The following is a 26,165-nucleotide window of genomic DNA, read 5'->3' as shown; positions in this document are numbered from 1 at the left end:
GGCTTAACTCTCCTTCGGCGGCGCATTATCGCTGATGTAATTAGCCAGCTTGCAGTACTGCTCTACGGAAATATTCTCCGCACGCATTGCCGGGTCGATCCCCAGCTCGGCTAACACCTCTACGGTAAACGAATTGCTCAGGCTGTTACGGATCGTTTTACGGCGCTGGTTAAAGGCTTCTGTGGTAATGCGGCTCAGTACGCGCAGATCTTTAACCGGATACGGTTTCGTCTTGTGCGGCACAAGGCGCACAACCGCTGAATCCACTTTCGGTGGTGGTGTGAACGCTGACGGCGGTACTTCGAGTACCGGGATCACGTTGCAGTAATATTGTGCCATCACGCTTAAACGACCATACGCTTTACTGTTCGGGCCTGCAACCAGACGGTTAACAACCTCTTTTTGCAACATGAAGTGCATGTCGGCAATGGCATCAGTATAGCTAAAGAGGTGGAACATGAGCGGCGTGGAGATGTTGTACGGCAGGTTGCCGAAAACGCGCAGCGGCTGGCCCATTTTTTCCGACAGTTCGCCAAAGTTCATGGTCATGGCATCCTGCTGATAGATGGTCAGCTTCGGCCCGAGGAACGGGTGCGTTTGCAGGCGTGCGGCCAGATCGCGGTCCAGTTCGATGACGGTCAGTTCGTCGAGGCGTTCGCCTACCGGTTCGGTCAGTGCAGCAAGGCCTGGGCCGATTTCGACCATCGCCTGGCCTTTTTGCGGATTAATAGCCGAGACAATGCTTTCGATCACGAACTGATCGTTAAGGAAGTTTTGCCCGAAACGTTTACGGGCTAAGTGGCCCTGATGGACTCGATTAGTCATTGAGTATTAACAATCATTTTGATGGCGAGATTAAGCGCCGTAATAAAACTGCCGACATCCGCCTTCCCCTGGCCTGCCAGATCAAGCGCAGTACCGTGGTCAACGGACGTTCGAATAAAGGGTAAACCGAGGGTGATATTCACCCCGCGGCCAAAGCCCTGGTATTTTAGCACGGGCAGGCCCTGATCGTGGTACATCGCGAGCACGGCGTCGGCATTATCCAGGTATTTTGGCTGGAAAAGGGTATCTGCAGGCAGCGGCCCGCTGAGGTTCATCCCCTTCGCCCGCATTTCGTTGAGCACCGGAATAATGGTGTCGATCTCTTCGGTGCCCATGTGCCCGCCTTCACCGGCGTGCGGATTCAGGCCACAAACCAACACATGCGGCTGCGGGATCCCAAATTTTGTCTGCAGATCGTGATGCAAAATCCCGATGATCTCGCGCAGGAGATCGGGGGTGATCGCGTCCGGAATCGCTTTGATCGGCAGATGGGTAGTCACCAGGGCAACGCGCATCGCTTCGGTCGCCAGCATCATCACCACTTTCGGACTGTGCGAGCGCTCTTCGAAGAACTCCGTATGCCCGGTAAACGGTATGCCCGCTTCGTTGATCACGCCTTTGTGAACGGGGCCGGTAATCAGAGCGGCAAATTCGCCCTTCAGGCAACCGTCGCAGGCGCGCGCAAGGGTTTCAACGACATAGTGGCCGTTTTCCGTGCTGAGCTGACCCGGAATGACCGGCGTTCGAAGGGGAACAGAGAGAAGGGTAAGCGTACCGGCTTGCTGTGGTGCAGGCTGTTGGCCTTCAACGTAAGGGATGAGCGTTAAAGGCAGACCGAGCAGTGTTGCCCGGTCTTGTAACAGTGTTGCATCGGCGCAGACAACCAGTTCTACCGGCCAGCTGAGCTGGGCGAGCTGGACAACGAGGTCAGGCCCAATCCCGGCGGGTTCGCCGGGCGTGATAACAACACGATGCTGTTTCATTAGTTGCTCAGCACTTTCACGTAAGCACTGGCGCGTTGTTCCTGCATCCAGGTGGCTGCTTCTTCAGAGAACTTACGGTTAAACAGCATACGGTAGGCTCTGTCTTTCTGTGCCGCATCCGTTTTATCAACGTTACGGGTGTCCATCAGCTCGATCAGATGCCAGCCAAACGAAGAGTGGACCGGCGTGCTCATCTGGCCTTTGTTCAGCTTCATCAACGCGTCACGGAAGGCAGGATCGTAAATATCCGCAGCCGCCCAGCCCAGATCGCCGCCCTGGTTAGCAGAGCCTGGATCCTGAGAGAACTCTTTTGCGGCCTTAGCAAACGAGGTTTTACCGCTCTTAATGTCTGCTGCGATCTGTTCCAGCTTCGCACGCGCCTGATCGTCAGTCATGACCGGTGACGGTTTCAGCAGAATGTGGCGAGCGTGAACTTCGGTGACGGAGATATTTTGGCTCTGGCCGCGCAGATCGTTCACCTTCAGAATGTGGAAGCCCACGCCTGAACGGATAGGACCGACGATATCCCCTTTCTTCGCCGTGCTCAGCGCCTGGGCAAAGATGGATGGCAGCTCCTGAATACGTCCCCAGCCCATCTGGCCGCCTTTCAGCGCCTGTTGGTCAGCGGAGTAGGTGATGGCCAGCTTGCCAAAGTCGCCGCCGTTACGCGCCTGTTCAACAATAGAACGCGCCTGGCTTTCTGCTTCCGCAGCCTGATCGGACGTTGGGTTCTCTGGCAGTGGAATCAAAATGTGGCTCAGATTCAGCTCTGTGCTCGCATCGTTCTGGTTACCCACCTGTTTTGCCAGCGCGTCCACTTCCTGAGGCAGGATAGTGACGCGGCGACGCACTTCGTTGTTACGTACTTCTGAAATCAGCATCTCTTTACGGATCTGATTACGGTAGGTGGCGTAGCTGATGCCGTCATAGGCCAGACGGCTGCGCATCTGATCTAAAGACATATTGTTCTGCTTCGCGATGTTAGCGATCGCCTGATCGAGCTGCTCGTCAGTGACCTTCACACCCATTTTCTGCCCCATCTGCAGAACGATCTGATCCATGATCAGACGCTCCAGGATCTGGTGGCGCAGCGTGGCGTCATCCGGAAGCTGTTGACCGGCTTCGCCCGAATTGAGCTTCACCGATTTCATCAGACCGTCAACGTCACTTTCAAGCACGACGCCGTTGTTAACCACAGCAGCGACTTTATCAACAACCTGGGGGGCCGCGAAGCTGGTATTCGCAACCATAGCGACACCGAGCAGCAGCGTTTTCCAGTTCTTCATACTTTTTCCATTTCAATTAACCGCAAAGCGGATTACGTTGCAAATCAAGCACATTACAAGGAAGTACGGTATGGCAGAATATTCGAGCGCAGCATTTTCTGCGTACCCAGACCGTAGTTGGAACTCAGGCCGCGTAGCTCGAAGTTAAAGCCAATCACGTTATCGTATTTGCTCTGATTGTTGTTAGTATCCCAGCCGTTAAGCTTACGTTCGTAACCGACACGCAGCGCGTAACAGCAGGAGTTATATTGCAGACCCACCATCTGGTCAGCTGCTTTATGAGTGTTGGTGTCAAAGTAGTAAGCGCCAACGACTGACCAGCGATCGGCGATTGGCCAGCTTGCTGCACCACCGACCTGCGAAATACCGTCTTTATACTGTTCTCCATTGCCGTAGTTTGGCAATGTGGCCTGAATATATTCCGGGCTGGCATAACGATAGGTCAACTGCACCATACGGTCTTCATCCCGGCGATACTCAATGGCTGCTGTACTGTTGGCGATATTGTCGAGACGGGTGTCATATTGCACGCCACCGCGCAGACCCCAACGGTCGGTCATACGCCAGTAGGTGTCACCAGCCCAAATCAGCGAACCTGTCTTGTTATCTTTCTCCCACTTAATATTGTCATCGCCCGTGCGAGACTCGGTGAAATAGTAGATTTGACCAACAGAAACGTTAAAACGTTCAACGGCAGCATCATCATAAACGCGCGATGTGACCCCGGTCGTTACCTGGTTTGCCGAGGCGATGCGGTCAAGGCCACCGTAGGTACGGTCGCGGAACAGGCCGCTATAGTCAGACTGCAGTAACGAGGAGTCGTAGTTATTAATATTGCTCTGATCGCGATAAGGCACGTACAAATACTGCATACGTGGCTCCAGCGTCTGGGTATAGCCATCCGCCAGTAGACCCATATTGCGTTCGAAGATCAGCTTGCCGTCCATTTTGAACTGCGGAAGCGTACGGTTTACGGATTCTTCCAGGTGACCGGTATTGTTTGGATTCGCGTTGTAATCATCGATATTTTTCTGCTGATAGTGTGTCGCCATCAGCTTAGCTTCCGTGTTCAGACTTGCCCAGTCATTTGACCATGGCAGGTTGATTACGGGCTCCAGGTGAACGCGGGTGGCTTCCGGCATATTGGAATTTGTGTTTACAAAATGCACCGCCTGACCATAAATACGGGTGTCGAATGGACCCACGTCATTCTGGTACCAGTTAACGTCCAGTTGTGGCTCAGCGCCATAGGTACTCGCCGTTTGGCTATCAAATACCTGGAACTGCTTGCTTGTTACTGTCGCATCAAAGTTCTGCACCGCATAGCCTGCGCTGAAGATCTGCGTGGCATAACCGTCAGTACTCGAACCGTATTTTGACGAGAAATCGTTGAAGTAGTTCGGGTCACTCACCTTGGTGTAGTTGACGTTGAAACGCCAGACCTGATCCATCACACCGGAATGTTGCCAGAAATACATCCAGCGGTGTTTATTACCTTCGGTCGGATGCTCATCCTGGAAGACTTTATCCGACGGCAGGTAATCCAGCTCCATCAGACCTGCACCAGCGTGTGTCAGATAGCGGAACTCGTTCTCCCACATGATGTTGCCGCGCTTGTGGATATAGTGCGGCGTGATCGTCGCATCCATGTTTGGCGCGATGTTCCAGTAATACGGCAGGTAGAACTCAAAGTAGTTCGTGGTGCTGTATTTGGCATTTGGGATCAGGAAACCGGAGCGACGTTTGTCACCCACGGGAAGCTGCAGATAAGGGCTGTAGAATATGGGCACTGGACCCAGTTTGAAGCGGGCGTTCCAGATCTCTGCGACCTGTTCTTCGCGGTCATGGATAACCTCGCTTCCAACCACGCTCCAGGTATTTGAACCCGGCAGACACGACGTGAATGTACCATTTTCCAGGATCGTATAGCGGTTTTCGCCGCGCTGTTTCATCAGGTCTGCGTCACCGCGCCCCTGGCGACCCACCATCTGGTAATCACCTTCCCAGACGTTAGTATCTTTAGTATTCAGGTTTGACCAGGCTTTCGGACCTTTCAGGATGACCTGATTGTCGTCATAGTGCACATTACCCAGCGCATCCACCGTTCGTACCGGCTCGGCCGCACCTTCCGGCTGTTTCTGGTGCAATTGCACTTCATCTGCCTGCAGGCGGCTATTACCCTGGTTAATATCCACATTGCCCGTAAACGTGGCATTGTCAGGGTAAGTCCCTTTCGAACTGTCGGCAGTAATGGTTACCGGCAAGCTATTTGTATCGCCACTCACCAGTGGGCGATTATAACTTGGGACGCCAAGCATACACTGCGAGGCGAGATCGGCCGCCAGCCCCTGTTGACTATACAGGGCGGAGCCAATCATTGTGGCCAGAAGGGTGGGGATACGTTTTTTCATACGTTGTATTTTATTGTTCCGTCATCAGTGGCTACGGCTTACAAACGCTCAGAGACTATCTTACTCATCTGCGCAGTACCAGCGTTAATCCTGCCCGTTTGCGTGCCAGAGTGTTAGGCTCGCTATCGAATGACGAGTATGATAAAGCAAATTATAGGCGATGTCCTTCAATTGACCGTGACTTGAACACAGTGATGATGACGTTGCGTCGGCCAGGAATATGACTATCCGGGGAGTATATGCAGTATTGGGGTAAAATAATCGGCGTTGCGTTCGCCATCATCATGGGTGCCGGGTTCTGGGGGATTGTGCTTGGGCTTATTATCGGCCATATGTTTGATAAGGCGCGCAGCCGCAAAATGGCCTGGTTTGCCAATCAGCGCGAGCGTCAGTCACTCTTTTTCTCCACCACCTTTGAGGTCATGGGGCACTTAACCAAATCCAAAGGGCGCGTAACAGAAGCCGATATTCAGATTGCCAGCGTTTTTATGGATCGTATGAACCTGCACGGTGACTCCCGCCTGGAGGCGCAAAATGCGTTTCGCATCGGTAAATCGGATAACTATCCGCTTCGCGAAAAAATGCGTCAGTTCCGCAGCATCTGTTTTGGACGTTTTGATTTAATTCGGATGTTTCTGGAAATTCAAATCCAGGCGGCCTTCGCCGACGGTTCACTTCACCCTAATGAACGTGATGTGCTGTACGTCATTGCGGAAGAGCTGGGCATCTCCCGCATGCAGTTCGACCAGTTCCTGCGCATGATGCAGGGCGGGGCGCAGTTTGGCGGCGGCTATCACCAGCAGTCGTCCGGCGGGGCCTGGCAGCAGGCGCAGCGTGGACCGACGCTGGAAGATGCCTGCAACGTGCTTGGCGTAAAGCCCTCTGACGATCAGACCACGATTAAACGTGCCTATCGTAAGCTCATGAGCGAGCACCATCCGGACAAACTGGTCGCGAAAGGCCTGCCGCCAGAAATGATGGAGATGGCGAAGCAAAAAGCGCAGGAAATCCAGAAGGCGTACGAGCTCATTAAAGAGAAGAAAGGTTTCAAATAAGAAAAAGCCCGACGGTGTCGGGCTTTTTTTTAGAAGTCCACCGGGGCTTTAAACGTCATCGCGTTACCAAAGGCCGGATGGGTGATGGTGAGCGTCTGCGCGTGCAGCTGCAGACGTGGCGCTAAGGCCAGCGCTTCAGGCGGCGCGTAAAACCGGTCACCCAGAATCGGATGACCCAGGGCAAGCATATGCACACGCAGCTGGTGTGAGCGACCGGTAATCGGCTTAAGCAGGACGCGCGCGGTATTATCCGGCGCGTACTCCAGCACTTCATACTCGGTCTGCGCGGCCTTGCCGGTTTCGTAGCACACCTTCTGCTTTGGCCGGTTTGGCCAGTCGCAGATCAGCGGTAAATCCACCAGCCCTTCCGCCTGCGCGGGGTGACCCCAGACGCGGGCGACATACTGCTTTTTCGGCTCGCGCTCGCGGAACTGGCGCTTCAGCTCGCGTTCCGCCGCCTTATTCAGCGCCACCACAATCACGCCGCTGGTGGCCATGTCCAGGCGATGGACAGACTCCGCCTGAGGATAATCGCGCTGAATGCGCGTCATCACGCTGTCTTTGTGCTCATCCAGACGCCCCGGCACGGACAACAGCCCGCTGGGCTTGTTGACCACCATAATGTGTTCATCCTGATACAGAATGACCAGCCAGGGATCCTGCGGCGGATTGTACGGCTCCATCACCATCTTGCGCTCCGGTTACTGATGCGTCACAACGATAAGACGCAGGGCATCCAGACGCCAGCTAGCCTGGTTGAGGCTTTCCAGCACCTGCTGACGGTTGCTTTCAATCGCCGCCAGCTCGTCGTCACGGATGTTAGGGTTCACGGCCTTCAGCGCTTCCAGACGCGACAGCTCCGCAGACAGTTTCTCGTCGGCTTCCGCGCGTGCGACATCGATCAGCGCTCTGGCCGCTTTCTCAATCTGGGTTTCGCCCTGCTGCAGAATAGCGTGCACGTCCTGCTGGACCGCGTTAACCAGCTTGCTGCCGGTATGGCGGTTCACCGCGCTCAGCTGGCGGTTGAAGCTTTCGAACTCGACCTGTCCGGCCAGGTTCGTGCCGTTTTTATCCAGCAGCAGACGGACCGGCGTCGGCGGCAGGAAACGGGTGAGCTGCAGCTGCTTCGGCGCCTGTGCTTCCACAACGTAAATCAGCTCCAGCAGCAGCGTCCCCACCGGCAGCGCCTTGTTTTTCAGCAGGGAGATCGTGCTGCTGCCGGTATCGCCGGAGAGGATCAGATCCAGCCCATTGCGGATCAGCGGGTGTTCCCAGGTGATGAACTGGGCATCTTCACGGGACAACGCCACGTCACGCTCGAAGGTGATCGTACAGCCATCTTCCGGCAGGCCCGGGAAATCCGGTACCAGCATGTGATCGGACGGGGTCAGGACTATCAGGTTCTCGCCACGGTCGTCCTGGTTGATGCCGACAATGTCGAACAAGTTCATGGAGAAGCTGATCAGACTGGTGTCATCATCTTGCTCTTCAATACTCTCAGCAAGCGCCTGCGCTTTTTCACCGCCGTTGGAATGGATCTCCAGCAGGCGATCGCGACCCTGTTCCAGCTGCGCTTTCAGCGCGTCGTGCTTCTCGCGGCAGGACTTAATCAGACCGTCAAAGCCGTCGGTGTTTTCCGGCGCGGCCAGGTAGCCGATCAGATCGCCATGAACCTGATCGTAAATGGTGCGGCCCGTCGGGCAGGTATGTTCAAACGCGTCCAGACCTTCGTGGAACCAGCGTACCAGCACGGACTGCGCGGTTTTTTCCAGATACGGCACGTGGATCTGAATATCATGCGCCTGACCAATACGGTCCAGACGGCCGATACGCTGCTCCAGCAGATCCGGGTTAAACGGCAGATCGAACATCACCAGGTTGCTGGCGAACTGGAAGTTACGGCCTTCAGAGCCGATTTCCGAGCACAGCAGAACCTGCGCGCCGCTGTCCTCTTCGCCGAACCACGCCGCGGCGCGGTCGCGCTCGACGATGGACATGCCTTCGTGGAACACGGCGGCACGAATACCTTCGCGCTCGCGCAGGACCTGCTCCAGCTGAAGCGCGGTGGCCGCTTTGGCGCAGATCACCAGCACTTTCTGGGAGCGGTGCGCGGTCAGGTAGCCCATCAGCCACTCCACGCGCGGATCGAAGTTCCACCAGGTGCCGGTATCGCCTTCAAATTCCTGGTAGATTTGTTCCGGATAAAGCATGTCGCGGGCGCGCTCTTCCTGCGTTTTGCGCGCGCCCATAATGCCGGAGACTTTAATCGCCGTCTGATACTGCGTCGGCAGCGGTAACTTGATGGTGTGCAGCTCGCGTTTCGGGAAGCCTTTGACGCCGTTACGGGTGTTTCGGAACAGCACGCGGCTGGTGCCGTGGCGGTCCATCAGCATGTCGATCAGCTCTTTGCGCGCGGATTCCGCGTTGTCGCTCTCGCTGTTCGCGGCCTGCAAAAGCGGCTCGATATCCTGCTCGCCGATCAGATCGCTCAGGGTGTTGAGTTCGTCATTTGAAAGACGCTTGCCCGCCAGCAGCATGGCGACGGCATCCGCCACCGGACGGTAGTTATTCTGTTCTTCCACGAACTGCGCAAAGTCGTGGAAACGGTTTGGATCGAGCAGGCGAAGACGGGCGAAGTGGCTTTCCAGACCCAGCTGCTCCGGCGTTGCGGTCAGCAGCAGGACGCCAGGCACGCGTTCGGCAAGCTGCTCGATAGCCATATATTCGCGGCTCGGCGCATCTTCGCTCCAGACCAGGTGGTGCGCTTCGTCGACCACCATCAGATCCCATTCGGCATCGCACAGGTGCTCAAGACGCTGCTTGCTGCGGCGCACGAAGTCCAGAGAGCAAATCACCAGCTGTTCGGTTTCAAACGGGTTGTCCGCATCGTGCTGCGCTTCGGCGTAGCGTTCGTCATCGAACAGCGAGAAACGCAGGTTAAAGCGGCGCAGCATCTCAACCAGCCACTGGTGCTGCAGGGTTTCTGGCACCACAATCAGCACGCGTTCGGCGGCGCCGGAAAGCAGCTGTTGATGCAGGATCATGCCCGCTTCGATGGTTTTACCCAGACCCACTTCATCTGCCAGCAGCACGCGCGGCGCGTGACGACGGCCCACGTCATGGGCGATGTTCAGCTGGTGGGGGATCAGGCTGGTGCGCTGGCCGCGCAGGCCGCTCCACGGCATGCGGTACTGTTCACTCTGGAACTTACGCGCGCGATAGCGCAGCGAGAAGCGATCCATACGGTCGATTTGCCCGGCAAACAGGCGGTCCTGCGGCTTGCTGAACACCAGCTTGCTGTCGAGCAGCACTTCGCGCAGGATGACATTGGCCTCGTCGGTGTCCAGACGAGTCCCGATGTAGGCGAGCAGTCCATTCTCTTCTTTTACGTCTTCAATCTTGAGCTGCCAGCCGTCATGGCTGGTCACGGTGTCACCCGGATTAAACATCACGCGGGTGACAGGGGAGTCATTGCGAGCGTACAGACGGTTTTCACCGGTGGCTGGGAAGAGGAGGGTAACCATACGCGTATCAATTGCTACGACGGTTCCTAATCCAAGTTCGCTTTCTGTATCGCTGATCCAGCGTTGACCAAGTGTAAAAGGCATAGTTGTTCGGCTCTAATCTTTAATTGCAGGCAATAGTTCGACCCCCGTCAAAAAAGACGGTCATCGAAAAATGGGTCCGGGAATGGAAAGGGCGCTATGGTACTGGATGGCAGCCATTTCGTCACGCGTCAAAATAGGCCAAGTTGCCCTGTCACTAGTGTAGCAAAATCATCGTCGATGAAGGGCAAAATTCCGTCGGCAACCGGCTGAAGCTGACGCGTCAGATAGTGTTCGTAATCCAGCGGAGAACGCTGATAATCCACGGGTTCCGGGCCGCTAATGGTCCAGACGTATTTGATGGTTCCCCGGTTTTGATACTGCGGCGCGCGGCCGCGGCGGACGTTTTCTTCATCCGCGAGACGCGCGGCGCGTACGTGCGGAGGAACGTTACGCTGGTACTCCGCCAGCGGGCGGCGCAGGCGCTTGCGGTACACCAGCTGCGCGTCAAGTTCGCCCGCCATCAGGCTGGCTATCGTCTCGCGCACATAGTCCTGATAGGGCTCATGGCGGAACACCCGAAGATAGAGCGTCTGCTGGAACTGCTGCGCCAGCGGCGTCCAGTCGGTACGCACTGTCTCGAGCCCTTTAAAAACCATCCGCTGCGCGTCGCCTTCCTGAATCAGCCCGGCGTAGCGCTTCTTGCTGCCCTGATCGGTACCGCGAATGGTGGGCATTAAAAAGCGGGCGAAATGGGTTTCAAATTCCAGCTCCAGCGCGCTGGTTAACCGCGCTTTCTGCAGATGTTCCTGCCACCAGTCGTTCACGAAGGCGACCAGCGCTTTACCGATTTGCGCGGCGTCTTCTTCCGAATGCGCGCCCTTAAGCCATACAAAGGTGGAGTCGGTGTCGCCGTAGATGACGTCATAGCCCCGGGATTCAATCAGCGCTTTGGTCTGGCGCATGATCTCGTGCCCGCGCATGGTGATCGACGACGCCAGGCGCGGGTCAAAGAAGCGGCAGGCGCTGGTGCCCAGCACGCCGTAAAAGGCGTTCATGATGATTTTCAGCGCCTGTGATAGCGGCTTGTTACCGTGGCGCTTGGCCTCGTCGCGGCCGTGCCAGATGTTTCCCACAATGTCAGGCAGACAGTGTTTTTCCCGCGAGAAGCGTGCGCCGAGGAAGCCTTCGGTGCTGTGCTCATCATCCGGCTGGGCCAGGCCCTCAACCAGCCCGACGGGATCGATCAGGAAGGTGCGGATTATCGACGGGTACAGACTTTTGTAGTCCAGGACCAGAACGGAGTCATACAATCCTGGCCGGGAATCCATGACGTAGCCGCCGGGGCTGGCCTGCGGCGGCACCTCCCCGAGGTTAGGGGCGACATAACCTGCCCGGTGCATTCGGGGAAAGTAGAGATGGCTAAAGGCGGCAACCGAACCACCATGTCTGTCGACCGCCAGGCCGTTAACCGTCGCGCGCTCCAGCAGGAAGGGCATAATCTCGGTTCTGTGGAATATCTGCGTGACCAGCTCGCAGTCTTTCAGGTTATAGGTGGCGAGCGCGGGCTTGTCTTCGTTAAAGCGCCGGTCGATCTCGTCCATTCTGTCCCAGGGGTTATCGATGGATTTACCTTCGCCAAGCAGCTCCTGCGCCACTGCTTCAAGGGAGAAGGAAGAGAAGCTCCAGAAGGCGGATTTGAGCGCCTCGATGCCGTCGATAATCAGGCGGCCGTTCGCCTGTGCGAAGAAAACGCCGTTCTTAAAACCGTGTTCGCGCCATTCCAGCTCGCTGTTGCCGCGCCCGAGCATCAGCGGGATGCGGTAGCGCTCGGCGTGTTTTTGCAGCACGCGCAGGTCAAACTGCACCACGTTCCAGCCGATCAGAACATCGGGATCGTAGTCGGCAAACCACTGGTTAAGCTTCTCCAGCAGCTGCGGGCGGCTGTTGACGTACTCAAGCCGGAAATCCAGCGCGGAGGCATCACCATTCGGCGGCCCAAGCATATAGACAACCCGATCGCCGCAGCCTTCCAGGCCAATGCAGTACAGTTCGCCGTGACGGGTGGTTTCGATATCCAGGGAGACCCACTTCAGCGGTGGGCGGTAGTGCGGGTTCGGCTTCAGCCGAGCGTTAACGAGGCTGCCGCTATGCGCGGTGCCGTCGACCCAGACGGGGGCGGTAATAAACCGCTCCATCAGAAAGCGCTCCGGCGGGCGGATATCGGCTTCGTAGAGCGTCACGCCCGCCTCGCGGAGCAGTTTTTCATAGCGCATCAGCTGGCGATGGGCGCGACAGTAGAGGCCGTAAACCGGCTGGCGGTGGAAATCCTTCAGTTCAAGCGGGGTAATGCGCCAGCCGTTTTCGCCGCGCAGCAGCTGTTTCGCCTTCTCGACGTGGACTTCAGGAATAAAGGCCACGGATTCCTGCGGGGGCAGCGTCACCTGCAGCGGACCGTTGTCCGTCGCCAGCCAGAACGCGACCTCGGTGCCCTGAGGGGTATCCCGCCAGTGTCGGGTCAGTAAAAAACCTTCTTGCGCCTGCGCCACGCCGTTATCCCAGAAAACAAAACCAGGCCTGATTATAGCCTGGTTAAGATTTTAATGCTGGGTTTATATACAGCTTACTGCCCGTAGTAGGCCTTCGCGCCGTGCTTGCGCAGGTAATGCTTATCCAGCAGGGTTTGCTGCATATCCGGCAGCTGCGGTGCCAGCTGGCGACAGAAGATCCCCATATAGGCGATCTCTTCGAGCACGATGGCGTTATGCACCGCGTCCTCCGCGTTTTTCCCCCAGGCAAACGGGCCGTGGGAGTGCACCAGCACGCCGGGCATCTGCGCCGCGTCGATCCCCTGTTTTTCGAAGGTCTCAACGATCACGTTGCCGGTTTCCCACTCATACTCGCCGTTGATTTCTGCATCGGTCATCAGACGCGTGCAGGGGATGGTGCCGTAAAAGTAGTCCGCGTGGGTGGTACCGGTCGCCGGGATGGACTGGCCCGCCTGCGCCCAGATGGTGGCATGGCGCGAATGGGTATGCACGATGCCGCCGATGGTCGGGAATGACCGATAGAGCAGGCGGTGAGTGGGCGTATCGGAGGACGGTTTTTTGTTGCCTTCCACCACTTCGCCGGTCTCGAGGCTGACAACCACCATATCGTCTGCGGTCATCACCGTGTAATCCACGCCGGAAGGCTTAATCACGAACACGCCTTTTTCCCGATCAACGGCGCTGACGTTGCCCCAGGTCAGGGTCACCAGATTATGTTTCGGCAGCGCCAGGTTGGCTTCGAGCACCTGACGTTTGAGATCGTCTAACATAGTTGTCTCCTGCCGGATGGCGCTTCGCTTATCCGGCCTACGAAACCGTAGGCCCGGTAAACGCAGTGCCACCGGGCATTCAGGGCTTAGCGTTTTGAACCGTAATAGACTTCATTCCAGCGCAGCGCGTCTTTGAAGGCGGGCAGGCGGGTATCGTTATCAATCACGGTAAGCTCGATGTCGTGCAGCTCGGCGAACTGACGCATGTCGTTCAGATCCAGCGCGTGGCTGAACACCGTGTGGTGCGCGCCGCCGGCCAGGATCCAGGCCTCTGAGGCGGTTGGCAGGTCAGGCTGTGCTTTCCACAGGGCGTTGGCGACCGGCAGTTTCGGCAGAGAATGTGGCGTTTCAACCGCATCGACGCAGTTCACCAGCAGGCGGAAACGATCGCCAAGGTCGATCAGGCTGGCGTTGATGGCCGGGCCCGTGCGGGTGTTGAAGATCAGACGCGCCGGATCGGCTTTACCGCCGATGCCGAGGTACTGCACGTCGAGGATCGGTTTTTCCTCTACCGCGATGGAAGGACACACTTCCAGCATGTGCGAGCCGAGCACCAGGTCGTTGCCGTTTTCGAAGTGGTAGGTGTAGTCCTCCATAAAGGAGGTGCCGCCCTGCAGACCGGTCGACATCACCTTCATGATGCGAAGCAGAGCGGCAGTTTTCCAGTCGCCTTCGCCCGCAAAGCCGTAGCCCTGCTGCATCAGACGTTGTACCGCCAGACCCGGCAGCTGTTTCAGGCCGTGGAGATCTTCAAAGGTGGTGGTAAAGGCGTGGAAGCCGCCCTGTTCCAGGAAGCGCTTCATGCCCAGCTCGATGCGCGCCGCGTCCAGCACGTTCTGACGCTTGTCGCCGTTGATTTGTGCCGCAGGCGTCAGGCGGTAGCTGCTTTCGTACTCGTCCACCAGCGCGCTCACGTCGCCGTCGCTGATTTCATTCACCACCTGCACCAGGTCGCCCACGGCCCAGGTATTCACGGAGAAGCCGAACTTGATCTGCGCGGCCACTTTGTCGCCGTCGGTGACCGCCACTTCACGCATGTTGTCCCCGAAACGTACCACTTTCAGGTGGCGGGTGTCCTGTTTAGAGACCGCCTGACGCATCCAGGAGCCGATACGCTGTTGCGCCTTGCCATCCTGCCAGTGGCCGGTGACCACCGCGTGCTGCTGACGCATACGCGCGCCGATGAAGCCGAACTCGCGGCCGCCGTGCGCGGTCTGGTTCAGGTTCATAAAGTCCATGTCGATACTGTCCCACGGCAGGGAGGCGTTGAACTGGGTATGGAACTGCAGCAGCGGTTTGTTGAGGATAGACAGGCCGTTGATCCACATTTTGGCGGGAGAGAAGGTGTGCAGCCACACCACCAGGCCGGCGCATTTATCGTCGTAGTTGGCGTCGCGGCAGATGTGGGTAATTTCATCCGGCGTCGTGCCCAGCGGTTTCAGCACCAGTTTGCACGGCAGTTTGGCTTCCGCGTTCAGCGCGTTAACGACGTGCTCCGCATGTTTCGTCACCTGCTGCAGTGCTTCCGGTCCATACAGATGCTGGCTGCCAATCACAAACCACACTTCATAATTATTAAAAATGGTCATCATCGTGTCCTTAATGGGTCAGGGTTGCCGTAGTGTCCGCGGTGCTTTTGGCCGGGGCGGCGACAGGGAGATAGTGAAGTTCGGCGCTTTTTGCCCATTGCTGGTAGCGCTGATAAAGCTGTTCAAAGCGTTGTGCCTGTTGAGTACGCGGCTGGAGTGTGTTTTCGACGGCGCTCGCCATGTGCTGCTGCGCGGTCGGGATATCCGCATGAACGCCTGCGGCCACGGCGGCGAAAATCGCCGCGCCCAGCGCGCAGCACTGATCGGAGGCCACAATCTGCAGCGGACGGTTCAGCACGTCGCAGCAGGCCTGCATGATCACCGGGTTTTTACGGGCGATACCGCCCAGCGCCATCACGTTGTTCACGTCGATGCCCTGCTCGGTGAAGCACTCCATAATGGCGCGGGCACCAAAGGCGGTGGCGGCAATCAGTCCGCCGAACAGCGCAGGCGCGTCGGTCGCCAGGTTGAGATCCGCGATCACCCCTTTCAGACGCTGGTTGGCAAACGGCGTGCGGCGGCCGTTAAACCAGTCCAGCACCACCGGCAAATGTTCGAGAGACGGATTTTTGGCCCAGGCTTCGGTGAGCTGCGGCAGAAGCTGCTTTTTGCTCTCGGCTATCTGGGTTTTCAGTTCAGGATGCGCCGCCGCCAGCCGATCCAGCGGCCAGCCCAGCACGCGGCCAAACCAGGCGTAGATATCGCCAAACGCGGACTGACCGGCCTCCAGACCGATGAAGTCCGGCACCACGCTGCCGTCAACCTGGCCACAGATGCCTTTCACCGCGCGGTCGCCGACGGTGGCTTTATCCGCCGTCAGGATGTCGCAGGTGGAGGTCCCGATGACTTTGACCAGCGTGTTTGGCTGCGCGCCCGCGCCCACGGCGCCCATATGGCAATCAAACGCGCCGCCGGAGATCGCCACGTTCTGCGGCAGACCGAGACGCGTCGCCCACTCCTCACAGAGGGTGCCTACGGGAATATCGGCGGTAAAGGTGTCGGTAAACAGCGGGTATGTCAGGCTCTTGTTGATGATCGGGTCGAGCTCATCGAAGAACGCGACCGGAGGCAGGCCGCCCCAGCTTTCATGCCACAGGGATTTATGCCCGGCGCTGCAGCGACCGCGGCGTATATCCTGTGGACGCGTGGTGCCGGAGAGCAGGGCAGGCACCCAGTCGCACAGCTCAACCCATGACGCCGCAGCCTGCGCGACGGCGGCGTCGGCACGGGTGACGTGGAGGATCTTGGCCCAGAACCATTCGCTGGAATAAATTCCGCCGATGTAGCGCGAGTAGTCCGTTTTGCCCGGCTGATGGCACAGGCGGGTAATGGCTTCGGCCTCTTCCACGGCGGTATGGTCTTTCCACAGCACGAACATGGCGTTCGGGTTGTCGGCAAACTCAGGACGCAGCGCCAGCACGCGGCCTTCGGCATCCACAGGGGCCGGCGTGGAGCCGGTGCTGTCGACGCCAATGCCGACAATCTCAGCCCGCTGGGCGTCCGACAGTTCAGCCAGGACGGTTTTGATCGCCGCTTCCATCGACTCAATGTAGTCACGCGGGTGGTGGCGGAACTGGTTGTTTGGCGCATCGCAGTAGCGCCCCTCTTGCCAGCGCGGGTACCACTCAACGCTGGTTGCTATCTCCTGGCCGGACGTACAGTCCACTGCCAGCGCGCGAACCGAGTCGCTGCCAAAATCGAGGCCAATCGCAATTGCCATGGTGTTGCTCCATCGAAAAAAGAGGTATGGAAGAACATTAGAGACTGGGGACAAAAGTCGTCAGGCAGGATCCGCTAATCTTATGGACTAAATTGCTGTTACAACGGAAAGTGTGACGCCGTGCAAATATTCAATGTGGACATTTCTGCCGCACTTATAGACACTTTTGTTACTGCTTATCTACCTGCTCAGGCGGAGAAATCAGGGGGAAAGGCTGAAACATGGCGGATGTAAAAGCGGCGTGATGCTTTTTGGATCTTTTCGCGGGCCATTTTTAAGCTGCTTTTAATGATATGGACAATTGGTTTCCTTCAGGACCCTTGGGAGAACTGAATCTATGGCCGAAACGCAAAACGATCCCCTGCTGCCGGGATACTCGTTTAACGCGCACCTTGTGGCGGGACTGACCCCTATCGAGGCTGAGGGATATCTCGACTTTTACGTCGACCGACCGCTTGGGATGAAAGGATATATCCTCAACCTGACCGTGCGAGGGGAAGGGATCATCAAGAACGGTGACCAGCAGTTTGTCTGCCGCCCCGGCGATATCCTGCTGTTCCCGCCGGGGGAGATCCACCACTATGGCCGTCATCCGGATGCCAAAGAGTGGTATCACCAGTGGGTCTACTTCCGTCCGCGCGCCTACTGGCAGGAGTGGCTTTCCTGGCCGGCTATTTTTGCGCACACCGGTTTTTATCGCCCGGATGAGGTTCATCTGGCGCAGTTTCGCGAGCTTTTTGCGCAGATTATCGAGGCGGGACAGGCCGGTGGTCGTTACGCTGAACTGCTGGCGATTAACCTGCTCGAACAGCTGCTGCTGCGACGGATGGAGGCAATTAACGAGTCGCTTAACCCGCCGCTGGATAACCGCGTGCGCGACGCCTGCCAGTACATCAGCGACCACCTTGCTGACAGCCAGTTTGATATCGCCAGCGTTGCCCAGCACGTCTGCCTTTCGCCGTCGCGTCTGTCGCATCTGTTTCGCCAGCAGCTGGGCGTCAGCGTGTTGAGCTGGCGCGAGGACCAGCGGATCAGCCAGGCGAAGCTGCTGCTCAGCACCACCCGGATGCCCATCGCCACCGTGGGGCGCAACGTGGGCTTTGAGGATCAGCTCTATTTCTCCCGGGTATTTAAAAAATGTACCGGTGCCAGCCCGAGTGAATTCCGCGCGGGATGTGAATAAACGGTAAAAAAAGATAAACAAACAGGTGAATGCGGGAAGCAACCTGTAAACTATTCAGACAATTGTTGCCTTGACGCGGTGCGGGGCGCTAAGCAGAATCGCTGATTCGTTTTCTGACCGGAATAGTTATGCAGGCATTGCTGGAACATTTTATTACCCAGTCCGTTATGTACTCACTCATCGCCGTGGCGCTGGTGGCGTTTCTGGAGTCGCTGGCGCTGGTTGGGCTGATCCTGCCCGGCACCGTGATGATGGCGGGGCTTGGCGCGCTGATCGGCAGCGGCGAGGTCAATTTCTGGCAGGCGTGGCTGGCCGGGATTATCGGCTGCCTGCTGGGCGACTGGATCTCCTTCTGGCTGGGCTGGCGCTTTAAGAAGCCGCTGCACCGCTGGTCGTTTATGAAAAAGAACAAAGCCTTGCTGGATAAGACCGAGCATGCGCTGCACCAGCACAGCATGTTTACCATCCTCGTCGGCCGCTTCGTTGGGCCAACGCGTCCGCTGGTGCCGATGGTGGCGGGGATGCTGGATCTGCCCGTCGCGAAATTCGTGGTACCGAACATTATCGGCTGTGTCTTCTGGCCGCCGTTCTACTTCCTGCCGGGGATCCTCGCGGGTGCTGCCATTGATATTCCTGACGGTATGCAAAGCGGTGAGTTTAAGTGGTTGCTGCTGGGCACGGCTGTGCTACTGTGGCTGGCGGCATGGCTCTGCTGGCGGCTGTGGCGTAGCGGGAAAGCGAATATCGATCGCCTGACGCGCTACCTCCCGCGTACTCGCCTGCTCTGGCTTGCCCCGCTGACGCTGGGCGTGGCGGCGGTGGCGCTGGTGGCGCTGATTCGTCACCCGCTGATGCCGGTGTACGGTGAGATTTTATTGAAAGTGGTCAGTCGTTAAGGACTATTTCCCCTCTCCCCGTGGGAGAGGGCATCAGACCGCGCGAATGCCTAACAGTGAAGACGCCCCCGCTTGACCACTGAGCAGCTCTTCCGTCTTCCCATCCCACGCAATTCGCCCTTCAGCAACGACCACCGATCGCGGCGCAATCCGTGCGGCATCCTCAATACTGTGCGAAACCATCAGCATCGTCAGCTGCTGGCGTTGACAGACCTCCTGCACCAGGGCCAGCATCTCCTGACGCAGCGCGGGATCGAGCGCCGAGAACGGCTCATCCAGCAGCAGTATCGGCTGTTCGCGCACCAGACAACGCGCCAGCGCCACGCGCTGACGCTGGCCGCCGGAGAGCTCGCCCGGCAGCCTGTCGATAAACCCGGTGATCCCCATCTGTGCGGCAATGATCTCCAGCTTATGGCGCTGGTCATCGTTCAGCCTGAGTCCCGGGTGCATTCCCAGCGCGATGTTTTGCCGCACCGTCAGGTGGGTAAACAGGTTGTTTTCCTGAAACAGCATTGAGACAGGACGTTTTGCGGGCGGCGTGTGGGTATGATCCCGGTTATCTATGACGATCGATCCGCTTGCCGGCTGCAGAAAACCCGCAACCAGATTAAGCAGCGTGCTTTTTCCTGCGCCGCTTGGGCCAAGCACGGCGATCATCTCTCCCTGGCGCACGGAGAGCGTGAAGCGCATCGGCAGATGCTGATAAAGCCAGGTTACATCAGTCAGTTTTAACATCACGCCCCGGAAGTTTCTCGATAACGGTAAATAAGGCAAAGCACAGCAGCAGCAGTAACAGCGCGGTGACCGCGCCGTCCTGACTGCGGTAAGAGCCGATTTGCTGATAGAGCCAGTAGGGCAGCGTGCGGAAATCGTCATTGCCGAACAGCGCCACGACCCCAAAGTCTCCAATAGAGAGCACGCAGGCAAACGCCAGCGCCTGTGCCAGCGGACGTTTTAGCGCGCGCAGTTCGACCACCTTCAGCCGCTGCCAGCCCTGCATGCCCAGCGACTGGCACAGCAAACTGTAGCGGCTGTTGACGTCGCGCATCGGGTTTTCCAGCACCTTGAGCGCATAAGGGATGGCCATTAAGGCGTTGGTAAAGATCACGATGCCGTCGGCGCTTTCCGGCAGGCCGATGGTGCTGTTGAACAGCAAAAAGAAGCCCGTCGCCAGCACGATCCCCGGCATCGCCAGAATCAGCATGCCCGTCAGCTCCAGCATTTGTCCGGCTTTTTGCGCCTGGCGGGCGTAAAGCTCACGGCTGCTCCACAGCAGCATCATGGTCAGGATGACGCACAGTAATCCGGCAGCCAGCGCGATACGCAGCGAGGTCCAGGTGGCTTGCCAGAGGACGGGCTGTTGCAGGACAGACAGGAGATTGAGGTTCAGTCCGTCAACGATAACGGCCAGCAGCGGCGGCAACAGAAGCAGGAGTGCCAGCCCGATCAGGATAAAATCGCTGACGCGGCTGTGCAGGCTGTCCTGCGGATCGCGCCAGCCGGTTATTTGGTGACTGCCTGCAGGAATGGCTTTACTCAGCCGCTGGCTCAACAGGACCAGGGCAAGGCAGCATGTCATCTGGACTATCGCCAGCAGCGCGGCGCGACCGGGATCGTAGTCGTAACTCAGCGCCTGGTAAATCGCCAGCTCAATGGTGGTGGCCTGCGGCCCGCCGCCGAGCGACAGCACGGTGGCAAAGCTGGCAAAGCAGAGCATGAAGATTAATGCCGCCACGGGCGGGATCTGGCGGCGCAGCCACGGCCATTCGACAAAGCGGAAGAACGACACGCCGCGCATGCCGAGCTGGGCGGCAACCTGGCGCTGCTCGCCGGGAATGTTCTCCAGCGCCTGCAAGAAGAGGCGCGTTGCCATCGGCATATTGAAAAAGACGTGTGCCAGCAGGATGCCCTGCAGTCCGTAAGGCGAGAATGACCATTCCAGACCAAGCTGGCCGAACAGCGATGCCAGCCAGCCCTGGCGACCGTAAACGCTCAAAATGCCGAATACCGCCACCAGCACGGGCAGTATCAGCGTCATGGCGCACAGGCGCAGCAGGGCCTGCCTGCCGGGAAAACGCCGCCGATACAGGGCGCGCGCCAGAAAAATGGCCGGGATCACCGAGAGCAGGGCAGAAAGAAACGCCTGCCAGAAGGAGAACCGGATTACGTGCCAGAGGTAACTGTCGTGCCAGAGGGCGAGCAGATCGCTCTCTGGCGCGTTGAACCACAGTGCAAGAAAAGCCCCCAGGCTGACCACCACCATCACTATGGCGGCGAGCAGCCCGGGAAGTAGCCAGCCGGGAATCAACGGCTGACGGCGCGTTGCCATTCACTTACCCATGCGGCACGCTGCGCGGCGACCTGCTGCGGCGTAAACTCCAGCGAGGTTGTTGGTTTGGTCAGCTGCTCAAAACCTGCTGGCAGCGCAACGTTAGTGACCGGATACATCCAGTTGCCTGCGGGAATCGCATTCTGGAACGCCGGTGAAACCATGAACTTCAGGAACTTCTCGGCCAGCTCCGGCTGTTTGCTGGCGGCGGTACGCGCGGCCACTTCCACCTGCAGATAGTGCCCTTCAGCGAAATTCGCCGCAGCGTAGTTGTCTTTCTTCTCGGCGATGATGTGGTAGGCCGGAGAGGTGGTGTAGCTCAGCACCAGGTCGCTTTCACCTTTCAGGAACAGACCATAGGCTTCGCTCCAGCCCTTGGTCACGGTGACGGTTTTGGCGGCCAGCTTCTGCCACGCTTCCGGTGCTTTATCCCCGTAGACCTTTTGCATCCACAGCAGCAGACCGAGGCCCGGGGTGCTGGTCCGCGGATCTTCATAAATCACGCGCCATTTCTGGTCACTTTCCACCAGCTCTTTCAGACTCTTCGGCGGGTTTTTCAGCTTATTTTTGTCATAAACAAAAGCAAAGTAGCCGTAATCGAACGGCACAAAGGTGTCGTTCTTCCAGCCGCCAGGCACGTTAACGGCATCCGACGCGACGCCGCTTTTGGCAAACAGTTTGGTCTGCGAGGCGGCTTCCAGCAGGTTGTTATCCAGCCCGAGCACCACGTCAGCCTTGCTGTTTTTCCCTTCCATGCGCAGACGGTTGAGCAGCGAAACGCCATCTTCCAGCGCCACGAACTTCAGCTCGCAGTTGCAGTCGGCTTCAAAGGCTTTTTTGACCACCGGGCCCGGGCCCCAGTCGGCAGAGAAGGAGTCATAGGTGTAGACCGTCAGGACGGGCTTCGCAAAAGCAGGCAGCGCAAAAAGCGCCAGCAGGGGGAGAACTTTTTTTAACACTTTGCACCTCAAAGTTGAGTGGCAAAGGATTTTGAGCGACAGCCTCAAATCCCTTCGCCGGCGTTATCCGGATCAGGTTCGACGGGTATTATCTCAGCGCACATCTGTGATGCAGCACCCCGTTGAGAACGGCGCTATTGTAATGATTTGGTGAATATTACGAAAGCGTTATGGCTCCGGGGGCGCAAACCAGGCGGATTTAAAATCAAACCAGCCCAGGGTATTCATCCGCAGGCCGCGCATGCTGCGCTGGCCCTGGATCATCAGCCAGTGGTGGATCAACGGCACGATCGCCTGTTCGGCAAGTAACGCCTGGCACCACGCGGCTAAATTCATCTCGCCCGCGCGCCACAGGGCGGCGTCCTGCTGCCAGTCCCGTTCGATGCAGTGCTGGATCAGCGGGACTTCATACAGGTGCGAGAAGAGCGAGAAATCGAGCGGCAGGGTGAAGTTGGCGCTGTTAAGCCAGATATCACTGGTGATATCCCCCTGGTGCCATTCGTCATAGTCAACTTCCCTGACCTCCAGCGTTACTCCTTCGGCCGCCAGCAGTCGGGTCATGATTCTGGCGATAAAACGATGCTCCACGTGCTCGCGGTAGTAGGTCAGGGTGATGGACTCCAGCCCTGCGGGCTTGTCGCAGTGCGACGGGCGGGCGTGGTGCCAGCGCGGAAGCAGGCCGTACGCCGGGAACCAGTATGTCTGGTACTGCGCTTCCGCATGGTAGATCAGATTGGCAGGGGACAACACGTGGCTGATCCACTTGCGGACGGCCTGGTTTGCCCCGCGGTGGGTGCGGCGATCAAAGAGGAGATAGTAGCATCCCTCCTCCAGGCGACTCTCCACGGCTTTTTCTCCCGTGGTGGGGCCTTCAAGCGTCAGCCCGCAGCTCAGGTCTTCATTGAGATCCGGCAATACCCACACGTTGACTTCGTCGATCAGCGCCCGATAGCCAAAGTAGTCATCGAACGCGCGGATTTTCAGCTGGTTGCTGTTATTGCGGGACACGGAGTAGGGCCCGGTGCCAATCGGCAGGCTGGCAAAATTGTTCATCGATTCCCACTCGCCGGGCAAAATCATCGACGGCACGTAGCCCAGCAGCCAGGGAAGCCACTTATCCTGCTGCGACAGCTCGATGTCCAGCGTCCAGGCCGTGGGGGAGTGGATACGCGAAATATGCGAGTAGAGCGGCAGCCTTCGGACGCGTTCCAGAGAGGCGATGACGTCGTGCATCTCCAGCTCGCGACCATGGTGAAAGTGAATGCCGGGGCGTAAAAAGAAGCGCCAGTGAAGCGGAGAAAGTTGCTGCCAGTGGTGCGCGATATCCGCTTCCAGTTCCCCGTTTTCCTCATTTATCCGCGTCAGACCGCTGAAAATTTGCCGGGCCATATGGGTTTCTGAGCGACGTAAGGCCGTGCCGGGCAGCAGATTTTTCATTGGGCGATAGTAGAGCACCCGCAGGATGTGTCGTCCCTGACGAAAACTGCGTCCGAGATGGGAAACCAGCATCTGGCGCACGGCGGCTTTGTCGCCCACCAGCTGAACCAGCTGATCGATGCGGTCCTGCTCGAGCAGGTCTTCCGCGCGCTGCTGCTGCAACGCCAGCCCGGTATAGAGAAAGGTCAACCGCGAACGTTTGCCGCGTCCCGCCTCAGCTTCCCAACTTAACCAACCCTGCTGCTGCATGGTGTTGAGCAGCGTACGCATATGACGGCGGGAACAGCTAAGCAGGTCAGCCAGCTCGTTGAGCGTGGTCTCCTGCGATTGCCCCTCGCAGCACTGCCAGAGGCGGATAAACTGTTGTTGCAGACGACCGGAAGGCATAAAAGGGGAACTCCTGACAAAAAACCAGCAATTTATTTATCCCTATATTAGGCCAATAATTCTCCTCGATGAAGTGAGGAGGTAAATTATGAAGAGGTCTACCGCACGTCAGTTTTATCAGCAGTACTTTTCAGCGACAAAAGGATCGTCCTGGCTGGCCCGCCAGTGTGCAGAGCAACGGCTGAAAACGTTAGAAGAATTGATGCAGTGGGACGTTACAACACCGACCTCTTCCCGCTAACTCGCCTCGATCATGTGTGACTGAGTATTGGTGCTTATCACCCGCCAGCAAAATGTTTTTGCTGGCTTTTTTCGTTTATTCTTTCACCCGATTTTGATTCGCTTTCACAAGGACTTGCGCATGCTGTGGTTGATGACGATGGGGCGACGCCTGAACGGCGTGTATGCCGCTTTTATGCTGGTGGCCTTTATGATGGGCGTGGCGGGGGCGTTGCAGGCGCCGACGCTGAGCCTGTTTCTCAGCCGCGAGGTGGGGGCACAGCCGTTTTGGGTCGGCCTGTTTTATACCGTTAACGCCATTGCCGGGATCCTGGTCAGCCTCGCGCTGGCGAAACGATCGGACAGCCAGGGCGATCGCCGCAGGCTGATCCTCTTTTGCTGCACCATGGCGGTGGGCAATGCGCTGCTCTTCGCCTTTAACCGTCATTATCTGACGCTCATTACCTTCGGCGTGCTGCTGGCGTCACTGGCGAACACCGCCATGCCGCAGCTGTTCGCGCTGGCCCGTGAATATGCGGATAACTCGGCGCGGGAAGTGGTGATGTTCAGCTCGGTGATGCGTGCCCAGCTCTCGCTGGCGTGGGTCATTGGCCCGCCGCTGGCCTTCATGCTGGCGTTGAACTACGGCTTTACCACCATGTTCTCCATCGCCGCCGGGATTTTTGTCATCAGCCTGGCATTGATTGCCTTCGCGCTGCCGTCCGTGGCGCGCGTTGAACAGGCAACGGATAAACCTGTCACCGAGGTGAGCGGCTGGCAGGATAAAAACGTTCGCATGCTGTTTATTGCCTCCACGCTGATGTGGACCTGCAACACGATGTACATTATCGATATGCCGCTGTGGATCAGCAGCGATCTGGGTTTACCGGACAAACTCGCGGGGATCTTAATGGGAACCGCTGCCGGGCTGGAGATTCCGGCGATGATTCTGGCGGGTTACTACGTTAAGCGCTTTGGAAAGCGTCGGATGATGATCGTTGCCGTGGCGGCCGGAGTGGTGTTCTACGCGGGGCTGATCCTTTTCCATTCGCGTGAAGCGTTGCTGGCGCTGCAGCTGTTTAACGCCGTGTTTATCGGGATTGTTGCCGGGATCGGCATGCTCTGGTTTCAGGATCTCATGCCCGGTCGTGCCGGCTCGGCGACCACGCTTTTTACCAACAGTATTTCAACCGGGGTGATTCTGGCAGGCGTGATTCAGGGGGCGCTGGCGCAAAGCTATGGGCATGCGTCTGTCTACTGGATGATTGCGGCGCTCTCTGTCGTGACGCTTCTGCTGACCTGCCGCGTAAAAGACGTGTGATCGGATGAATGAAACGGAGCCCGGGAACGCCGGGCTCTGCGAACCGTATTATTCTGAACACTGATACTTACGCTGCGCGCGTAGCGTCAGGTACATATGAACGAGGCCCATGAAACCGTGTGCCCAGAAATATGTCTCAACAAAGACCGTCAGAAATTTATGCAAATTTAAGGCGGATTCTGTGACGGACGAAACGGGTCCGAGCGTGGCGTTCAGCACGAACCAGGCCGCGCCGCAGAGTGCAACGCCCAGCAGCGCCAGCACGCCCAAACCTTGCACCGTTGCCGCCATACCGCCGGCATGCGCGTCAGGAAGCTGGCGCTGCGTGAGGGTGCGAATATCGTCAACGATTCCGCGAAAATCCAGCGCCAGCCAGGCGAAGTAATATTTAAATCCGCGCTGGGTTAACATCCATGCCATCATGGCAATGCCACAAAAAATTAAACCAAACCCGGAAATAATATGCATCCAGGTGACAATTCCGTTCAGCCCGGAGTCGTGGAGGGCTTCACTTTCGGTGAAATTAGAATTGATGATCTGGACCAGCACCAGAACGGCCACAAGAATGTGCAGTACGCGAAAAAAGGGTGTTTCTTTATGGGGAAGCGTATTGCGTAGCGTTGGGTTCATCGCTTTTTACCTCAATAATGAGAGAGCTGATGCGATGCAGTGTGACGCAGATTAATTAACGAAACCTTAAC

At 57.7% G+C, this 26,165-nt stretch carries 20 protein-coding genes and 1 riboswitch; of the genes, 5 read left to right on the top strand and 15 right to left on the bottom strand.

Annotated elements, in window-relative coordinates; genetic code table 11:
* Positions 1-3: 3 nt before the first annotated feature.
* From rsmA to lptD, 4 genes are read right to left on the bottom strand one after another with little or no spacing between them, the layout of a single operon-like run.
* Positions 4-825 carry a 16S rRNA (adenine(1518)-N(6)/adenine(1519)-N(6))-dimethyltransferase RsmA gene (gene rsmA / locus OTG14_RS13995; protein ID WP_023310362.1) on the bottom strand — a complete coding sequence of 274 codons (822 nt, stop codon included), beginning with the start codon at positions 823-825 and terminating at the stop codon, positions 4-6.
* Entirely contained in the window at positions 822-1,808 is a 987-nt protein-coding gene (gene pdxA, locus OTG14_RS13990) for a 4-hydroxythreonine-4-phosphate dehydrogenase PdxA (protein WP_024907432.1), read from the bottom strand. Before pdxA ends, rsmA begins: the two co-directional genes overlap by 4 nt.
* Entirely contained in the window at positions 1,808-3,094 is a 1,287-nt protein-coding gene (surA, locus tag OTG14_RS13985; protein WP_267215259.1) for a peptidylprolyl isomerase SurA, read from the bottom strand. The genes pdxA and surA overlap by 1 nt, the downstream gene beginning before the upstream one ends.
* Before the next feature lie 53 nt (positions 3,095-3,147).
* Positions 3,148-5,505, bottom strand: a complete 2,358-nt coding sequence (lptD, locus tag OTG14_RS13980) for an LPS assembly protein LptD (protein WP_024907434.1) — start codon at positions 5,503-5,505, stop codon at positions 3,148-3,150.
* A 239-nt stretch (positions 5,506-5,744) separates the two neighbouring features.
* Here lptD and djlA point away from each other — a divergent pair, with 239 nt between their 5' ends.
* Positions 5,745-6,560, top strand: a complete 816-nt coding sequence (djlA, locus tag OTG14_RS13975) for a co-chaperone DjlA (protein WP_008502016.1) — start codon at positions 5,745-5,747, stop codon at positions 6,558-6,560.
* A 29-nt stretch (positions 6,561-6,589) separates the two neighbouring features.
* On the opposite strand, the gene rluA is transcribed toward djlA, so the two are convergent.
* The 6 genes from rluA to araB all read right to left on the bottom strand — a co-directional run bounded on the left by rluA (position 6,590) and on the right by araB (position 16,733).
* Positions 6,590-7,249 carry a bifunctional tRNA pseudouridine(32) synthase/23S rRNA pseudouridine(746) synthase RluA gene (gene rluA, locus OTG14_RS13970; protein WP_008502014.1) on the bottom strand — a complete coding sequence of 220 codons (660 nt, stop codon included), beginning with the start codon at positions 7,247-7,249 and terminating at the stop codon, positions 6,590-6,592.
* Positions 7,250-7,261: 12 nt separating this feature from the next.
* Positions 7,262-10,168, bottom strand: coding sequence for an RNA polymerase-associated protein RapA (gene rapA / locus OTG14_RS13965; protein WP_267215258.1), 2,907 nt, complete (start codon positions 10,166-10,168; stop codon positions 7,262-7,264).
* 128 nt (positions 10,169-10,296) lie between these two features.
* On the bottom strand, positions 10,297-12,654 hold the full coding sequence (gene polB, locus OTG14_RS13960; protein ID WP_267215257.1) for a DNA polymerase II: 2,358 nt from the start codon (positions 12,652-12,654) through the stop codon (positions 10,297-10,299).
* 74 nt (positions 12,655-12,728) lie between these two features.
* Positions 12,729-13,424 (bottom strand): L-ribulose-5-phosphate 4-epimerase, encoded by a 696-nt coding sequence (araD, locus tag OTG14_RS13955; protein ID WP_024907438.1) that lies wholly within the window; start codon positions 13,422-13,424, stop codon positions 12,729-12,731.
* A gap of 86 nt (positions 13,425-13,510) precedes the next feature.
* A complete protein-coding gene (araA, locus tag OTG14_RS13950; RefSeq protein ID WP_032649842.1) occupies positions 13,511-15,013 on the bottom strand; it encodes an L-arabinose isomerase in 1,503 nt (500 codons plus the stop codon).
* A 10-nt stretch (positions 15,014-15,023) separates the two neighbouring features.
* Positions 15,024-16,733 carry a ribulokinase gene (gene araB / locus OTG14_RS13945; RefSeq protein WP_267215256.1) on the bottom strand — a complete coding sequence of 570 codons (1,710 nt, stop codon included), beginning with the start codon at positions 16,731-16,733 and terminating at the stop codon, positions 15,024-15,026.
* Between the two features lie 337 nt (positions 16,734-17,070).
* On the opposite strand from araB, the gene araC reads away from it, so the two are divergent.
* Together araC and OTG14_RS13935 are read left to right on the top strand one after the other, a co-directional pair.
* On the top strand, positions 17,071-17,916 hold the full coding sequence (gene araC, locus OTG14_RS13940) for an arabinose operon transcriptional regulator AraC (protein WP_023310373.1): 846 nt from the start codon (positions 17,071-17,073) through the stop codon (positions 17,914-17,916).
* Positions 17,917-18,044: 128 nt separating this feature from the next.
* Positions 18,045-18,812, top strand: a complete 768-nt coding sequence (locus tag OTG14_RS13935; protein WP_024907441.1) for a DedA family protein — start codon at positions 18,045-18,047, stop codon at positions 18,810-18,812.
* Positions 18,813-18,845: 33 nt separating this feature from the next.
* Here OTG14_RS13935 and thiQ read toward each other — a convergent pair whose 3' ends face one another.
* The 4 genes from thiQ to sgrR all read right to left on the bottom strand — a co-directional run bounded on the left by thiQ (position 18,846) and on the right by sgrR (position 23,924).
* Positions 18,846-19,547, bottom strand: coding sequence for a thiamine ABC transporter ATP-binding protein ThiQ (gene thiQ, locus OTG14_RS13930; protein ID WP_024907442.1), 702 nt, complete (start codon positions 19,545-19,547; stop codon positions 18,846-18,848).
* The gene (gene thiP, locus OTG14_RS13925) at positions 19,531-21,141 is read right to left on the bottom strand and encodes a thiamine/thiamine pyrophosphate ABC transporter permease ThiP (RefSeq protein ID WP_090419080.1); all 1,611 of its coding nucleotides are present in this window, start codon (positions 21,139-21,141) and stop codon (positions 19,531-19,533) included. Before thiP ends, thiQ begins: the two co-directional genes overlap by 17 nt.
* Positions 21,117-22,100 carry a thiamine ABC transporter substrate binding subunit gene (thiB, locus tag OTG14_RS13920; protein WP_090419077.1) on the bottom strand — a complete coding sequence of 328 codons (984 nt, stop codon included), beginning with the start codon at positions 22,098-22,100 and terminating at the stop codon, positions 21,117-21,119. Before thiB ends, thiP begins: the two co-directional genes overlap by 25 nt.
* Before the next feature lie 31 nt (positions 22,101-22,131).
* Positions 22,132-22,232: riboswitch (TPP riboswitch) on the bottom strand.
* Between the two features lie 36 nt (positions 22,233-22,268).
* Positions 22,269-23,924: an HTH-type transcriptional regulator SgrR gene (gene sgrR, locus OTG14_RS13915; RefSeq protein ID WP_267215255.1), complete on the bottom strand. Its 1,656-nt coding sequence runs from the start codon at positions 23,922-23,924 to the stop codon at positions 22,269-22,271.
* 88 nt (positions 23,925-24,012) lie between these two features.
* Here sgrR and sgrT point away from each other — a divergent pair, with 88 nt between their 5' ends.
* Both sgrT and OTG14_RS13905 read left to right on the top strand, forming a co-directional pair.
* A complete protein-coding gene (gene sgrT / locus OTG14_RS13910; protein ID WP_032644049.1) occupies positions 24,013-24,165 on the top strand; it encodes a glucose uptake inhibitor SgrT in 153 nt (50 codons plus the stop codon).
* Between the two features lie 120 nt (positions 24,166-24,285).
* Positions 24,286-25,464: a sugar efflux transporter gene (locus tag OTG14_RS13905; protein ID WP_267215254.1), complete on the top strand. Its 1,179-nt coding sequence runs from the start codon at positions 24,286-24,288 to the stop codon at positions 25,462-25,464.
* Between the two features lie 48 nt (positions 25,465-25,512).
* Here the strand turns inward: OTG14_RS13905 and OTG14_RS13900 are convergent, their stop codons facing one another.
* Positions 25,513-26,094: a cytochrome b/b6 domain-containing protein gene (locus tag OTG14_RS13900; protein WP_267215253.1), complete on the bottom strand. Its 582-nt coding sequence runs from the start codon at positions 26,092-26,094 to the stop codon at positions 25,513-25,515.
* Between the last annotated feature and the right edge of the window lie 71 nt (positions 26,095-26,165).

Source organism: Enterobacter pseudoroggenkampii (assembly GCF_026420145.1).
In the GTDB taxonomy this organism is placed as follows: domain Bacteria; phylum Pseudomonadota; class Gammaproteobacteria; order Enterobacterales; family Enterobacteriaceae; genus Enterobacter; species Enterobacter pseudoroggenkampii.
Note: the sequence above shows the minus strand (reverse complement) of the source record. Positions and strands in the feature narration are given on the sequence as shown.

Bases quoted from the DNA above. Each gene is read 5' to 3' on its own strand.
- rsmA (WP_023310362.1), bottom strand. From the start codon at position 825: ATGACTAATCGAGTCCATCAGGGCCACTTAGCCCGTAAACGTTTCGGG.
- pdxA (WP_024907432.1), bottom strand. From the start codon at position 1,808: ATGAAACAGCATCGTGTTGTTATCACGCCCGGCGAACCCGCCGGGATT.
- surA (WP_267215259.1), bottom strand. From the start codon at position 3,094: ATGAAGAACTGGAAAACGCTGCTGCTCGGTGTCGCTATGGTTGCGAAT.
- lptD (WP_024907434.1), bottom strand. From the start codon at position 5,505: ATGAAAAAACGTATCCCCACCCTTCTGGCCACAATGATTGGCTCCGCC.
- djlA (WP_008502016.1), top strand. From the start codon at position 5,745: ATGCAGTATTGGGGTAAAATAATCGGCGTTGCGTTCGCCATCATCATG.
- rluA (WP_008502014.1), bottom strand. From the start codon at position 7,249: ATGGTGATGGAGCCGTACAATCCGCCGCAGGATCCCTGGCTGGTCATT.
- rapA (WP_267215258.1), bottom strand. From the start codon at position 10,168: ATGCCTTTTACACTTGGTCAACGCTGGATCAGCGATACAGAAAGCGAA.
- araD (WP_024907438.1), bottom strand. From the start codon at position 13,424: ATGTTAGACGATCTCAAACGTCAGGTGCTCGAAGCCAACCTGGCGCTG.
- araA (WP_032649842.1), bottom strand. From the start codon at position 15,013: ATGACCATTTTTAATAATTATGAAGTGTGGTTTGTGATTGGCAGCCAG.
- araB (WP_267215256.1), bottom strand. From the start codon at position 16,733: ATGGCAATTGCGATTGGCCTCGATTTTGGCAGCGACTCGGTTCGCGCG.
- araC (WP_023310373.1), top strand. From the start codon at position 17,071: ATGGCCGAAACGCAAAACGATCCCCTGCTGCCGGGATACTCGTTTAAC.
- OTG14_RS13935 (WP_024907441.1), top strand. From the start codon at position 18,045: ATGCAGGCATTGCTGGAACATTTTATTACCCAGTCCGTTATGTACTCA.
- thiQ (WP_024907442.1), bottom strand. From the start codon at position 19,547: ATGTTAAAACTGACTGATGTAACCTGGCTTTATCAGCATCTGCCGATG.
- thiP (WP_090419080.1), bottom strand. From the start codon at position 21,141: ATGGCAACGCGCCGTCAGCCGTTGATTCCCGGCTGGCTACTTCCCGGG.
- sgrR (WP_267215255.1), bottom strand. From the start codon at position 23,924: ATGCCTTCCGGTCGTCTGCAACAACAGTTTATCCGCCTCTGGCAGTGC.
- sgrT (WP_032644049.1), top strand. From the start codon at position 24,013: ATGAAGAGGTCTACCGCACGTCAGTTTTATCAGCAGTACTTTTCAGCG.
- OTG14_RS13905 (WP_267215254.1), top strand. From the start codon at position 24,286: ATGCTGTGGTTGATGACGATGGGGCGACGCCTGAACGGCGTGTATGCC.
- OTG14_RS13900 (WP_267215253.1), bottom strand. From the start codon at position 26,094: ATGAACCCAACGCTACGCAATACGCTTCCCCATAAAGAAACACCCTTT.